Annotated in this window: 7 protein-coding genes and 2 pseudogenes; 1 reads left to right on the forward strand and 8 read right to left on the reverse strand. The window is 45.6% G+C overall.

What is annotated here, in order from left to right; all coding sequences use genetic code 11:
• Window positions 1-637: 637 nt before the first annotated feature.
• Window positions 638-922 carry an addiction module antidote protein gene (locus tag CVP05_RS04595; protein ID WP_100288410.1) on the forward strand — a complete coding sequence of 95 codons (285 nt, stop codon included), beginning with the start codon at window positions 638-640 and terminating at the stop codon, window positions 920-922.
• Between the two features lie 941 nt (window positions 923-1,863).
• Here CVP05_RS04595 and CVP05_RS04600 read toward each other — a convergent pair.
• From CVP05_RS04600 to CVP05_RS04625, 8 genes and pseudogenes are all read right to left on the reverse strand, one after another.
• Entirely contained in the window at window positions 1,864-2,712 is an 849-nt protein-coding gene (locus tag CVP05_RS04600; RefSeq protein WP_100288411.1) for an OmpA family protein, read from the reverse strand.
• 170 nt (window positions 2,713-2,882) lie between these two features.
• Window positions 2,883-10,637, reverse strand: a complete 7,755-nt coding sequence (locus tag CVP05_RS04605; protein ID WP_479928750.1) for a YadA-like family protein — start codon at window positions 10,635-10,637, stop codon at window positions 2,883-2,885.
• A pseudogene (locus tag CVP05_RS12920) lies at window positions 10,631-10,709 on the reverse strand (YadA family autotransporter adhesin); the annotation flags it as partial. The pseudogene CVP05_RS12920 and the gene CVP05_RS04605, both read right to left, overlap by 7 nt.
• A gap of 156 nt (window positions 10,710-10,865) precedes the next feature.
• Window positions 10,866-11,894 (reverse strand): annotated as a pseudogene (locus CVP05_RS12925) (ESPR-type extended signal peptide-containing protein); the annotation flags it as partial.
• 792 nt (window positions 11,895-12,686) lie between these two features.
• Entirely contained in the window at window positions 12,687-13,157 is a 471-nt protein-coding gene (locus tag CVP05_RS04610; protein WP_100288413.1) for a PIN domain-containing protein, read from the reverse strand.
• A gap of 7 nt (window positions 13,158-13,164) precedes the next feature.
• Window positions 13,165-14,262, reverse strand: coding sequence for an AAA family ATPase (locus tag CVP05_RS04615; protein WP_100288414.1), 1,098 nt, complete (start codon window positions 14,260-14,262; stop codon window positions 13,165-13,167).
• Window positions 14,263-14,617: 355 nt separating this feature from the next.
• Window positions 14,618-15,106: a DUF2335 domain-containing protein gene (locus tag CVP05_RS04620; protein WP_100288415.1), complete on the reverse strand. Its 489-nt coding sequence runs from the start codon at window positions 15,104-15,106 to the stop codon at window positions 14,618-14,620.
• The gene (locus CVP05_RS04625; RefSeq protein WP_133118701.1) at window positions 15,075-15,293 is read right to left on the reverse strand and encodes a hypothetical protein; all 219 of its coding nucleotides are present in this window, start codon (window positions 15,291-15,293) and stop codon (window positions 15,075-15,077) included. Before CVP05_RS04625 ends, CVP05_RS04620 begins: the two co-directional genes overlap by 32 nt.
• Between the last annotated feature and the right edge of the window lie 305 nt (window positions 15,294-15,598).

Consider the following 15,598-nt stretch of genomic DNA (forward strand, 5'->3'; position numbering starts at 1 on the left):
GGGATTTGTTAGGTTTTAAAGGGATAGGGATAACATAAGGGGCGTATGCAATACGCCCCTATCTGCAGCGGGAAAATCCTATCGTCCGGGCACGGCGAAGCCGTACCCGGTTACGCATAGCTCAGCCGCTTTGCGGCTGGGGATCTGTTGGGTTTTAAAGGATAGGGATAACATAAGGGGCGCATTGCATACGCCCCTATCTGTAGCGGGGAAACCCTATCGTCCGGGCACGGCGAAGCCGTACCCGGTTACGCATGGTTCAGCCGCTTTGCGGCTGGGGATCTGTTGGGTTTTAAAGGGATAAGGGTAACATAAGGGGCGTATGCAATACGCCCCTATCTTCAGCGGGAAAATCCTATCGTCCGGGCACGGCGAAGCCGTACCCGGTTACGCATAGCTCAGCCGCTTTGCGGCTGGGGATCTGTTGGGTTTTAAAGGATAGGGATAACATAAGGGGCGCATTGCATACGCCCCTATTCTCATAACCAATTGATTTCAAATGATATTTAATATTTCTTTTGTATCAGTGTACAAACCAAACATTTGATTTATCTCTCAATCAAATGGAAATAATACTTGCATAAGTGTATCGAAATAAATACAATTTTCACATTAAATCATAACTGGGAATCACGCAATGAGCAAAATTGAAGTTAAACCCTTTGATATCACTGAATACCTTGATTCCGAAGAGGCTATCAGTGAATATTTATCACAAGTCTTAGCAAACGGTGATAGTGATGAATTTATCCGTGCAATTGGTCATATTGCAAGGGCAAGAAGCATGACAGATATTGCACAAAAAACAGGTTTAGGGCGTGAAAACCTCTATAATGCATTAAAAAGTGGTAGCAAGCCACGTTTTGAGACTGTTGCCAAAGTCATCTATGCATTAGGACTTAATATTTCTATTACCCCTTAAACCACACATTCTTGATATAAAACGCATTAGTTCCGCCTTCCGGCTAGACAACCCTACCGTCCAGGCACGGCGAAGCGTATTCGGTTACGTATAGAAATAGGGGCGTATGCAATACGCCCCTACCCTTGTAACCAATTGATTTTAAATGATATTTAATGTTTCTTTGTAGGGGCGTATTGCATACGCCCCTATCTGCAGCGGGAAAACCCTATCGTCCGGGCATGGCGAACCGTATTCGGTTACGTATAGAAATAGGGGCGTATTGCATACGCCCCTATCTGTAGCGGGGAAACCCTACCGTCCGGGCACGGCAAAGCCGTACCCGGTTACGCATAGCTCAGCCGCTTTGCGGCTGGGGATCTGTTGGGTTTTAAAGGGATAAGGGTAACATAAGGGGCGTTATTGCATACGCCCCTATTCTCATAACCAATTGATTTTAATGATATTTAATATTTCTTTATTGGGGCGTATGCAATACGCCCCTACCCTTGTAACCAATTGATTTTAAATGATATTTAATGTTTCTTTGTAGGGGCGTATGCAATACGCCACACCCTTGTAACTAATTGATTTTAAATGATATTTAATGTTTCTTTGTAGGGGCGTATTGCATACGCCCCTATCTGTAGCGGGGAAACCCTCCCGTCCGGGCACGGCGAAGCGTATCCGGTTGCGTATAGAAATAGGGGCATATGCAATACGCCCCTACCCTTGTAACCTATTGATTTTAAAGGATATTTAATATTTCTTTGTTGGGGCGTATGCAATACGCCCCTACCCTTATAACCTATTGATTTTAAAGATATTTAATATTTCTTTGTTGGGACGCATTACATACGCCCTACCCTTGTACCGATTAGACAGGTTCAGATGAAAAAAATCCCCCTGCATAATCTGCCTTTAGGTGGCAATTAAGCAGGGGGATTTAGTATCAGATTAGATTAATACAACTTACCAGAACCATCAACTTCAAGTTCTACACGACGGTTAGGGTGTAAACACTTGATAAGTTCATTACGCGGTAAGCTATTTGCACATTCTTTAATTGGACGTGCTTTACCATAGCCAACTGTACTCATCACACCAGCAGGTACACCTTTGCTAATCAAATAGCGGCGAACGGTTTCTGCACGGCGTTCAGATAAGCGTAAGTTATATTCCACACCACCTAAACGGTCGGTATGACCCTCAATGCGGATAGAATTTAGACGGTCAAAAGTACGTACTTTTGCTGCAAATTCGTCTAATTTTGCTTTACCTGCAGCGTTCATATCGCCTGTGCCGCTCTTATCGAAATCGAATAATGCATCGGCATCAATTGTATAGCGTTGACCGCCTGGTTTGTGACCTGGAGGACAAACCGCATCTTTCGGGAACACAGGTTTCCAGAAGAAGCTACGAGCAAATTTATCTTTGTCATAAATCACTTTGAACTGACAGGTTGTTACATCAGGCACGCCTGCGGTATTGTCTGGATCAAGTGGCACACCCGGTGTATGGAAATGGAATAAGTAGTCCCATTCACGCACATTAAACATACCTTCATCATAATGTGGGCGACCGAGTAATTTATATAATTCATCTTTAGTTAAACCTGCTTTTACTTGCGCCAACTCATCAGTTGTTGGGAAAGTACCACGATCATTATTAAATGTTAATGAGTATGGTTCAGGAAATACAGGTTCATCTGTCGTACCGTCTGATTTCACGTTACTTTTTGTTGCACATGCGGTCAATACGCTTAGTGCAAGCACAGAAAACCCTAATTTAAAAGCATTTATTTTTTTCATATTGTTTCCTAAATATTGGATCGCAATATCTCAATAAGGACAGGGCAAGCCCTGTTCCTACAAAATATACTGGATAGCAATATCTCAATAAGAGCGGAGTGCACCCGCTCCTACGAATTATACTGGATAGCAATCTCAATAAGAACAGGGGGATACCCTGTTCCTACGAATTACCACTGATAACCGATCGCTGCTGACGCACCGAAGTGACCACGAGAATCTGCGTTCGCAGTTCCTTTGATGATCCAGTTACCACCATCAGAGATGCTAGACAAGCCGATTGCCAAGCCACTCTCACCACGATATGTCCCTGCGCCAACGGCGAAGAGTGATTTACCTGGTAAGTAAGCTTGTGGTAAGCCTGCGGTTGCTAATGCACCAGCAATACCTGCACGCGCATTACGATCAACTTTATTGATGTTACCTGCTATGTTATTAACAGCACCTTTCAATTGATCTACGTTCACCGCATCAGTACCGTCTTCGCCTGGCGCAACATTAGTAATACGATTACCGCCGTTGTTTAAGCCGCCAGAAGTCAAGCTAACCACACGTGATGGTTCAGTATTACCCGCTGGAGTAATGGTCACACCATTACCGCCAACGTTGGTTACATTGCCATTCGGATCGATGAACTCAGCTGTGCTCAAGCCTTTAAGATCTTTCGCTAATTTAACATCAATCGTACCGTTATTCGCAATAATACCGATATTGTTATCTGTTAACGCGTTTTGATCTGCACCACCTCTAAAGGTCACAGTATCACCCAATTGACGGTTGAAGCGAGTTGAATAATCCGCTGCAAAGTTTAAGCCGCCGCTGATTCGGGTGTTGGTATCATATAACTGACTACCGTTAACTGCGTCTGTTGAAGTTGGGCTTAAATCCGCTGCTTTCACATTGGTAATTTTCACAGGTTCGCCTTGCGGGTTACCCACTTGAATATCGCCATTGTTGTTCGCTTGGATTGATGGGCCTGTACGCTCACCAGTCGGCGAAATATCACCGAATTGTACGCTGTTAAAGTGTACATCATTTTCAGTTGCTACAGTGTAAATCGTTTGACCGTTCGCACCTGTTTTGGTGGTGACTGTTACGTTTTTACCTGCTTCAACTTCAGTTTTCGCGCCTGCAACAGTTTGATTCAACTGGCTGACATTTACCGCATCAGTCGGATCAGTACCTGGTGCAACATTGGTAATTTTCATACCACCTGCGTCGATACCGTTAATCGTGACGCTTGGTCCACCGTTAATGGTCAGACCGTTGTTATCGATCTTCGTATTACCGGTTGTTACGCTATCCACGTTGAGATCGCGTGCGATGTCAACAACGTAATTCACGTCGTTTTGGCTATCTCGACCATTACTTGTCACCACAACATTACCGCTTGCACCCGCTCTCACGTTAGTGCCTTCAGCGTTAATCGTCCAACGACCAGCAGCATCTTTGGTTACATCAACCACATTCGAACCCGGAAGAACAACTGTGGTGTCTGCCTGAGGCACTGCAGTTAATTGACCATTGTTATTAACAGTAATAGTTGTGCCATCAACATTTACGTCATACTTAACGGTAGATACTTCGCCGTTAGCGTCAGTCGTAACAGTTGCGGTTGTACCACGTCCGTTCGCAAAGTTCACCGTGTCGTAAGGTTTCACAAAGTCAACTGCTTTGCCATTACCTTGTAAGTTCCAGCCTGAATTCAGGATGTCGCCTACGGTCGCTGCGTTGTTTACATTCAGCGTCAACGGCAGTTCTTGCGATTTGGTTACGGGTTGGCCGCCAATATTGTAGATATTGGTGTTGTACGTATCCGGCAGGTTGGACTTCAGGTCGGTAATCGGGTTTCCGCCCATGTTGATGCCGTCGCCTGTGATGATTACAGGACCTGTGGTGGTGTCGCCACCGTCTACTGTGATGGTAGTGAACTCTACCTCATCTTTGGTTTCGTACGTGAAGCTTTGACCGTCTTGGGTCAGCTTCATGTTCTTACCGGCGAGGAAGGTTACCGTTTCACCTGGTTGTACCAGCTCAACTGTCGCTGTAGCGCCCAGCTCGCCGTCAGCAGTCTTGGCAGAAGTAACGTTCCAGCCTGACTCGTTGATGGTACTCGCCACTTCCGCTGCTGTGATAAGTGCGGTCGTATTTGCTGGAGCATTTACTTTACCGTCTGTTACTGTCAGATCCGTCGTGTCAATTTTCACATCAGGAATCACAGCAGTCAGCTTGCCGTTCACGACATTGATGGTTTTTTCATCTACGACCACATCAAAGGTGATGTTGCCGCCGTCGTCCTTAGCTTTTGTTGCATTGCCGTCCACAAAGCCAACGTCGTTGTTGGTATTGGTGATGGTTTCAACACGGTTGCCGTTTACGCTGGTAGTGAATGACGACATAGCGTTGTCAATCTTGTCTTTGGTGTCTTGCGACAGATCTACTGCGTAATCGGTTACGTTGTCGGCACCTTTCTTGCCTGGGGTAACAGTTACACGGGTAGAGCCGGCAGACACGCTTGCGCCATCAGCATTGACGGTGTAGGTATATCTACCGGTTTTTTCATCAATATCGTGAGTTACAGAGGCAATGTTTGTACCTACTTGAACCACAGTACGCGCTGCTTTCAACTGACTCAAGTTCACCGCATCGTCATCAAGAACACCCGGAGCCAAGTTAGTAATACGTGTATTACCCATGTCAATACCAGTATTGCTGATGGTTACAGGGCCTACATTCACTTGGTTAGCCGTTACTTTGTTAAACTCAACGTCATCTTTGGTTGCGTACGTGAAGGTATTGCCAACACGTTGAACGGTCAAGTTCTTGCCAGCAGCGAAGGTTACGGTATCACCTGGGCTTACCAAGGTAGTACCGGTTTGGTTACCTGTAGCCAAGTTACCTGCTGATTGTGCATTCCAGCCGGACTCGTTGATGGTCTTAGCCACTTCGTCAGCCGTGATGAGGCTTGTGGTATTGCCAGCGTTATTCACCTTACCGCCTGTTACGGTCAGGTCAGTGGTAACAACCTGCAGACCATTGCTGCCGTTTGTGATGGTTGTGCCATCTACATTGACAGACAGGTCAAACTCAGCCGCGCCGTCTGCGTTCTTGCCAGTAGTAACAGCAACAGACTTATCTGTAGAAACCACGGTTTCTTTAGAAGTGGCTACGGTGTTATTTAGCTGGCTCACGTTCACAGCGTCGTTGTCATCTTCGCCAGCTTTCACGTTGGTAATCTTCACAGGCTCGCCATTTGGACCAGCCACGTTGATATTACCGCCGTTGTTGGTAATCTTAGGACCGTTATCGCCAAACTGTACGCTGTTAAAGTTCACATCGTCAGCAGTCGCATAAGTGAAGCTTTGACCTGCTTGGGTCAGCTTCATGTTCTTACCTGCGTCAAAGGTAACGGTTTCGCCCGGTTTTACCAACTCGTTGCCTGCGCCATCGTTGCCTGCGGCAGCAGTTACGTTCCAGCCAGACTCGTTAATCGCATTGGCGATATCGCCTGCGGTTGCCAGGCTGGTGGTGTCGCCGGTTACGCTTACCGTACCAATCGGGTTGGCAGAAATCTTGGTAGTGTTAACCGTCAGCTCAGTCAGCGGATTGCCTTCGTTGTCGGTAATCACATCACCATTGTCGTCAGTTTGCGGACGAGTGGTAATGGTCTTATTGTCAACGTTAACGCTGTACTTCACGGTTGATACTTCACCGTTGGCATCCACATCTACATTAACAGTCGTGCCGGTGCCATGTGCGAAGTTTACGGTATCGTAAGGCTTCACAAAGTCTTTGGCTGCGCCGTCTTCTTGCAGATTCCAGCCCGCGTTCAACACATCACCTACAGTTGCCGCATTGGTCAGCGTCAGGTTGGTTGGCAATGGCTGGGAAGCAGTAGTTGCCTGCTTAGTCGTGTTGTACACGTTTTGGTTGTAGGTATCCGGCAGGTTAGACTTCAGATTAGTAATCGGACGGTCGCCCAGATCAATACCATTGTTGTTAATGGTAATCGGAGCAGTCGATGTATCGCCATCGCTTACCGTGATAGACGTGAAGTCCACTGCGTCAGCAGTCGCATAAGTGAAGGTATTACCATCTTGCACCAGCGTCATGTTTTTGCCGGCTTGGAAGGTAACGGTTTCACCTGGGTTAATCAACTGGTTGCTTGCGCCGGTTGCGTTCGCGCCAGCGGCGGTTACGTTCCAGCCTGAGTTGTTGATTGCGTCAACCAAGTTATCGCTGTAAACCACACCCGGCGTGCTGCCTGCGTCAGCGATAGAGCCGTCTGAATTTGCGTCCACTTCGCCAATCGGTGGCAATTCAGGAATATTCGCAACAAGCTGACCATCGCCATTAATGGTAATGGTGCTGTTGTCCACATTCACGTCATACTTCACAGTAGAAGTCTTGCCGTCTGAAGTTACGGTTGCAGTGGTAGCATTACCGTCTTTGAAGTTTACGGTTTCGTATGGTTGTACGAAATCAACCGCTTTACCGTTGCCTTGCAGGTTCCAACCGGTGTTCAATACGTCGCCGATGGTTGCCGCGTTATTGATATTCACATTTGGCGCAGGTACAGCCGGTGCATTCGGTGTAGGCGTAGTGATATTCGGATTGTTAATCGTCACAGTGTTGAAGGTTGGTGCCATTGACGTTGCAACGGTGACTTTACCTGCTGCTTGAGTGACTTCGATGTTGTTACCCGCTTCGATGGTAACGGTCTCACCTGGGTTTACAAGCTCGTTGCTTGTGCCAGTTACCGTGCCTGTACCGGTTTTAGAAGTTGTCAAGGTGAAACCAGAGTTGTTGATGGTTTCGGCAACTTCGTTCGCGGTAATCAGCGCGTCAGTATTGGTAGGCGTATTGACTTTACCGTTGTTTACGGTCAAATCAGTGGTGTTGGCAGAGACTTTGTTGTCTTTTACGCTGATGGTTGTGCCATCTACGTTTACATCAAAGGTGATGTTGCCGCCGCTGTCTCGCGCCGTGGTTGCTGTGCCGTTGATGAAGTTAACGTCTTTGTTGTTCTTATCAATGGTCTCGGCAACGTTACCGTTCACGCTGGTGGTGAATGACTGCATGGCGCTGTCAATCTTATCTTTGGTGGCTTGCGACAGATCTACGGCGTAGTCGGTGATGTTAGTACCAGCCGCTTTAGGACCTGCTGTTGCCGTTACACGATCAGAGCCGGCAGATACGCTTGCGCCGTCTGCATTAACGGTATAGGTAATCTTGCCGTCTGCGTCTTCTGATGAAGTTACAGAAGCGATGTTTGTACCACCTTTCACTTCAGTACGGTGTGCTTTCAACTGATCCACGTTCACCGCGTCAGTGCCGTCTTTACCTGGGGCGACGTTTGTGATACGTACAGGTGAACCATCTGGTGCAGCGATGTTGATGTTGCCGCCGTTGTTGGTAATCTTAGGACCGTTATTGCCAAACTGTACGCTGTTAAAGTTCACATCGTCTTGGGTCGCATAAGTGAAGGTATTGCCACTTTGCACCACAGTCATGTTTTTGCCAGCTTGGAAGGTAACGGTCTCACCTGGGTTGATCAGCTCGTTCTTGCTGCCTGTTGCGTTTGCACCAGCGGCGGTTACGTTCCAGCCAGACGCATTGATGGTATCTACCAAGTTATCGCTGGTAACAAAACCCGGGGTGTCGCCTACATCAGCGATTGTGCCGACTTCTTCAGCAGCTACCACACCGCCGTATGGAATTTCAGGAATAACCGCAGTCAGCTGACCATTGTCATCAATGGTAATGGTGCTGCTGTCCACTTTGACGTTATAGCTTACGTTAGACGTTGTGCCGTCTGTGGTTACAACCGCAGTGGTAGCATTGCCGTCTTTGAAGTTTACGGTTTCGTATGGTTGTACGAAATCTTTGGCTTCGCCATTGCCTTGTAGGTTCCAGCCAGTGTTCAGCAAATCGCCGATGGTTGCCGCGTTATTGATATTCACGTTTGGTCTTTGAACCGCTGGCGCTTCGGCAGTCGGCCTGGTGATGGTTGGGTTGTTAATCGTTACCTTATCAAAGGTCGGCGTCATTGACGTTGCCACAGTAACTTTGCCAGCCGCTTGGGTGATGGCAATGTTATTACCTGCTTCAACGGTAACGGTCTCGCCCGGGTTGACCAGCTCGTTGCTTGTGCCGGTTACTGTGCCTGTACCGGTTTTAGAAGTAGTCAGGTTAAAGCCTGATTGGTTGATGGTCTCAGCCACTTCGGCAGCCGTAATCAGCTTGGTGTTATCAGCCGGCGCATTTACCTTGCCGTCTGAAACAGTCAAGTCTGTCGTCTCAGGCGTAGAGCTGGCTGCGGTCAACTCACCGTTGTTATTGATGGTGATGGTTGTGCCGTCCACTTTTGCCGCTACGTTATAAGTACGGATCTTGCTGTCGTCCAGCGTACCGCCGGTTACTTCCACACCTTGAGAACCGGTCAAAACGGTGTCGCGCGAATCAACTTTGTAAATCGGCGGATTACCGTTGGCGGCTGTATTGGTAACTGTGGTGTTTGTACCGGCTACCACTTGGGTGTTGCTGGCAACAAGCTGACCGTTCACCACATTCATGGTTTTGCCATCTACTTTGACATCAAAGGTAATATCGCCTTGATTATTGACATTACGCGCGGTGGTGGCATTACCATTAACGAAGTTTACATCGTTGTTTTTGTTGTTAATGGTTTCGGCTTTTGTGCCGTTTACGCTTGTGGTGAATGACGCCATGCGGTTGCCCACTTCGTTGGCGACCATATACAGCTGCGAGCCGTTAATCGCGTCGGTAGAAGTCCCACTGATACGACCTGCGGCGACATTATGGATTTGACGCTCTTCACCTGCACGACCGACAGACACCGTACCGATAGGCGAATTGCCTGCGAAGCCGCTATAGGTTACGCCATTGACCGTCACAGTGTTTGGAGCCACTGGGGCAACAGTCGTTGCGTTATCACCCAATGCGACAGAACGTGCTTGTGAAGCAATGGCGCTGCGACCGAATGCGATGGCATTGGCTGCAGTGGCTTGAGCGCCGTTACCGACAGCGATAGTATCAGCTTCACGAGCAAGAGAAGTTACACCCAAGGCGACAGAATTCTTAGAATTCGCATTCGCACCACGACCGAGTGCGGTAGCGTCTTCTGCAGTAGCATTCGCTTCACGACCCACTGCGACAGCGTCCACACCTGAGGCATTGGCAGTCCTACCGACGGCAATAGCGGCTTGTGCGGTAGCTTTTGAGTTATAAGCGATTGCAACAGCGTAATCGCCCATGGCATCTGCATAACTACCCATGGCGATGGCATTGCCGTGAGTCGCTTCTGTCTTATTACCGATGGCGATAGCGTAGCTGCCGGTAGCCTGTGCGTTTTGAGCCATTGCAACGGCACGAGTACCGCTGGCAACTGTATTCTTACCGATGGCGATTGCCACTTCGTTTGTCGCTAGTGCATTCGGACCGATTGACAAGGCAGCTTCAGCATCGGTATTTGCCTGCGCATTTGGACCGATGGCCATGGAGTTGTTGCCGATTGCCTGAGTATTAAGACCGATGGCGATGTTTTGGGTTTGTTGTGTAAAGGCATTGGTACCGATGGCGATGGCATTGGCATTTGAAGCCGTTGCATTTGAACCCATCGCAATGGCAGCTTGACCGTTGGCATTTGCTCTACCACCGATGGCGACGGCTTCTTGACCGTTTGCACGCGCTGCAGCGATGTCGTTATCGCTATCGCCTGAACCAATGGCGATTGAGCGGTCGCCGCCTTGAGCTTGGGCGTTCACACCGACTGCGATTGCACCATTGTTACGTGCGCCGCCTGCTTCGTGAGGCAGGGCTAAGTTGGCGTCTGCATCGCCGCCATCGTTATTGCCATCATTGACGTGCAGGTAGTTTGGTCGAGGCTGAAGAGCGCTTGCCACAACATACAGCTGCGAGCCGTTAATGGCGTCGGTAGAAGTTGCAGAGATTTCGCCAGCTGCGACGTTTTGGATTTGGCGCTCACCGCCTACAGTGCCGACAGAGACCACACGACCGCTGTTTGCAGTCACGACACCGGCAAAGCCTAAGTAAGTAATGGTGTCGCCATTACTATCCGGCAAATAAGCAGTGGTAGCGTTAGAGGCGCCGCGGGTTACAGATTCTGAACCCAGTGCGACAGCGTTGTCTTGGCTGGCTACCGCACGGCGACCGATGGCGATTGCATAACCGCCTGAAGCATTTGCCGCTGGACCTGTTGCGATAGCACCTGCACCTGAAGCGCTAGATGTAAAGCCGATAGCGATAGCGTTATCTGCCGAAGCGTTAGCTTGTCTGCCGATAGCTATAGATTGCACCCCTCGCGCTTCAGCTTGCACACCCAGCGCGGTTGCTTGATCGTTGGTTGCAACCGCACCTGCACCTACTGCAGTCGCTTGCGTGCCATTTGCATTAGATTGCTGACCGATTGCCACAGCCGCAGATCCATTTGCTGCAGCGCGGTCAGCGATAGCCGCAGAGCCTGCGCCAGCCGAACGGGCTTGATAACCCAATGCGGTAGATTCTGCACCACTGGCTGTCGTACCGTCTGAACCGACAGCAACCGATCTGTAACCTGTAGCAGTGGTGATATAACCAATCGCAGTCGCTCCAAAGTTTTGCGCTGATACTTGAGTACCGATGGCAGTAGCGTTATTTGCCCCTTGCTCAGCAGTTGCTGTAGAGCCAGCATATACTTTTGCATTCACACCGATTGCAGTAGTATTTTTACCCAAAGCATGAGCCTGCTTACCAATCGCAGTCGCTGCGCCACCTACGGCACTTTCTACGTCCGCTTGGGTAGTACCTGAACGTGCAATGGCGTCAGAACCCAGGGCGTACGAGAACATGCCTTCAGCATTCGCACGACCGACAGCGATACTATAACGCTCGGTCGCTTTCGCGTTTGCAATACTATCCGGATCGTCATATGCTAACGCCACACCATTTTGATCCGGCACTAATGACAATCCCGCTGCCAACACCGGCTGAGCCAAGGCAAAACTACCCAGTGCCGCCAATACGGCATTACGCAATGCGCGCGAGCGGCGGACACCGCCCTCGCTCTTGCTCGAAGTTTTGCCTTTATTTGAAGCAAGCTCCGAGACCACTACAACAGTACCTGTCGTAGCGTTATATTTGGTTTTATAAATTTTATTCATAAAATTCCTATAGCTTTACATCGCTTTAGATATTTATCTTAGATTTGGCGAGCCAAATCCAAAACCTACTTAAATTAATTACAATATAAAAACGCAACTTCTAATGAACGTACACGTTACATACGTTTCATACATTGCAAAAATAGTTTAACGACTTGATAACACAAAAATTCGCGCTAATCGTGCAAGCTCAGGCTTATACGTTAGCTTGATACAAGTCAAACTACTTTAAATTTTATCAAAAATAATACAAATGTCCAACCAGTTTCTTCTTCTTCTTCTTCTTCTTCTTCTTCTTCTTCTTCAAGTAAGCTTTTGATTTTTATGGTGATTTGTCAATCTTGTTGTCGGGCGAGATAATCCTGTCGTCCGGCTAGATAACCCTGTCGTCCGGGCACGGCAACGCCGTACCCGGTTACGCATAGAAATTAGGGGCGTATGCAATACGCCCCTACACAACATAACCAATTGATTTAAAATGATATTTTCCTTTGGCTTGTAGGGGCGTATTGCATACGCCCCTGTCTGTGGGGGGATTTGTTGGAGTTTAAAAATAACGATAACATAAGGGGCGTATGCAATACGCCCCTACACAATATAACCAATTGATTTTAAATGATATTTTTCTTTGGTTTGTAGGGGCGTATTGCATACGCCCCTGTCTGTGGCTGGGGGATCCGATCGTCCGGCTAGATAATCCTGTCGTCCGGGCACGGCAACGCCGTACCCGGTTACGCATGGTTCAGCCGCTTTGCGGCTGGGGATTTGGTGGGGTTAAAAATAAGGATAAAATTAAAGGGCTTTTTGCTTATTTTTCCATGCAATCATATTATCATATAACGAGGCGATTTTTGGTATATCTCCATCATTCGAGGTCATGTCTAATTGAGAATATTTCGCCGTAGAAACATACATTGTATCAAAATTATATTTATCAAGACGTTTTTCTGTTCCATCAGGCTGTCTTTGGTATCTTTCTGAAAACTGAGTTCTTTCGTATCTAAAAATGTCAGTCGCGACATCGGTAATCTCTTTACTAATATCAATAATTTCTAAATTAGATAAAAACGCCTCTGCTTTTTGATATTCCGTTTCACTCTCTTTAGAATAATCATAAAAACGTAGTACTTCGTGCCGAATTAAAGGGGTTGTGAAGAATAAGACATCTCCTTGCTGATATTTTTCTTTCAACCATTTAACATCTGCTTCATTACCTTTTAGTATATTGATAATCTTATTTGTATCTAATAACACTCTATACATTTATCACCTACTCAGAAATGCCTAAAATATTGAATAATTGTTCCTGCTGTTTTTTATAACGTTCAGGTTGAATATTCGCTAATTTAATATCATTCAAATTCACATTAAATGCTGTGGACAGTAGGTCAATAAACGCTTCATTACTTGGGTTATTTATTTCTTTATTTACAACTACACCATTTTCATTAACCAGTTGATACGCTTTTCCATTGTATAATTGAGATAGCACTAACGATGAATGCGTTGCAATAATAAAGGTTGTATTAGGGAAAATACTATTTAATATTGGCAATATTCGAGTTTGCCAGCTAATATGTAAGTGGCTTTCAATTTCATCTATGATTACCACACCTTTTTCATTTTCAATATCACGAGAATTGGTGAAAAAGGAGTATCCCGAGATAATTGATTGCGCAATTCTAATTAATGAAGCAAATCCTGTGCTAAGCTCTTGTAACTTTCTCTTTTGCCCATCTATTGTGAATTCAACCGAGTTACCACCAGGAATAGAAAAAGAGGACTTATCATTACTAATGCGACTATCAATTTTATTTAGTACATTTAATACCGAAAGCAATTCAATCTCTCTATTATCATTTCCTCTTTGATAATCATTTGTGGACATTGCTCGTTGGATAAACCATTCTGTAATAGATGCTTTATTGGTATGCCCCATATATGAATACAAGTCACGGAAGTATTGCTTTTTACGTTCTTCATATGAACCTAACGGCGTTATACTATCAATATTCTTTTCATTTATATATCCTCTATCTTGTGCAGGAATATAAACAACAGGAGAAGAAATAAATTTATTCGTATTGCTTATATGATAGACACCATCTGTTTCTAGAAAATTTAAACCATTGATACTCGCTTTAGAAAAGGCCAGTCTGTCTGAAAAATCAAAAGGATAATCATATTTTGTGTTAGAAAATAATAAAACCTGATATAAACATTCTAAAGTTTTCGTTTTACCAACACCATTATTTCCAATAAATACATTTATTTTACTGGTTGGGTCGAGTTTGATGGATACTCTATCAATTCCCTTAACTCCCCAAAACTCATATGTTGAAGGAATTTCATTTAACTCTAAAGTCATACCTACCTCTAAATAAGTTATAAATCAGCCAATCGTATAAAGCGTTGAATTTTTAGTATAAGGAAATCATCATCATTTTGCATTAACTTTCTGCTATTGTTCACTTATCAGATGTGTTAACTGGCTGGGTAGATAACCCTGTCGGCCAGCTAGATAACCCGTTCGTCCGGATAGATAACCTTATCGTCCGGGCACGGCAACGCCGTACCCGGTTACGCATGGTTCAGCCGCTTTGCGGCTAGGGATTTGGTGGGGTTTAAAAATAAGGATAAAATTAGGGGCGTATGTAATACGCCCCTACACAACATAACCAATTGATTTCAAATGATATCTACCTTTGTAAACCAGATTAATGTTATTCCTCTATTTTATCTTTATCTGATCTCGGCATGATCACTTTACCAACAGCGAAAACACCCGCTAAAGCGACTAATACACTAATCATCACAGTAACAGAAAGCCCATACTGTTCTTTAGCTATTAATTCAAAACAAAACCAAACAACTAATGCAACACTTGCCATTGCAAAGACTAGACCTAGTCCTTTTAAAAATAAGGACCATTTAGGAATAGCGTAGCGATTTTTCTGTTCATTTTCTGCCAGTTTCATAATTCGGTCAGCTCCATTCGGAATAACCTCATTATATTTCCGCATATCATCAGCCATTGGTAATGGACCTGAATGGCTAATGCTTTGCTGTTGAACCATTATTGAAATAAGCCCTGCCGCTTGCGGAGTTTGTAACACCTGTGTCAACAATTCTGGTGTCGCCGCTACGGTATCAACTATTTCCTTTGCTTGTTTTGACTGCTCAACTTTTTCTGCTGAATGTTGCTCGCTCATTTTCTAGGGTTTCCATTGCTTTATATAAGTACCCGCCAACAGCTTGCCAATCTTTTTGCAAATTAGCTTTGTCATCGCTAGGTGTACCTACATTTGTAGAAAGAAAAACAACAGGCGAGACATTTAAGATTGAACCAAATCCAATCATAAAATTTGCCAAGTATTTCGAATTTCTTAATTTTTTCATCTGAATTTATCTCTTGAAAGTGGGTAATAAATTCAAACTCCTTGTGAAATAAGAGTTTAATGATAATGCCTTTAATATACACATTATACAAACACAAATAGCCTATATAGTTAAGGCTAACGACATAAGCTTTATATTAAGTATAAGAAATATTAAAGAACAATAACATAGCGTATGTTTATACTAAATGATCATATAAAACAATGCAAATATCTTTATAGGGTAAATTTATAAAAAAACAAACCGCTCTTTTTCAAATCTCCTCCTACCCTACGACTAGATAAGCTTATCGTCCGGGCACGGCA

Source organism: Conservatibacter flavescens (genome assembly GCF_002795425.1).
Taxonomy (GTDB): Bacteria; Pseudomonadota; Gammaproteobacteria; order Enterobacterales; family Pasteurellaceae; genus Conservatibacter; species Conservatibacter flavescens.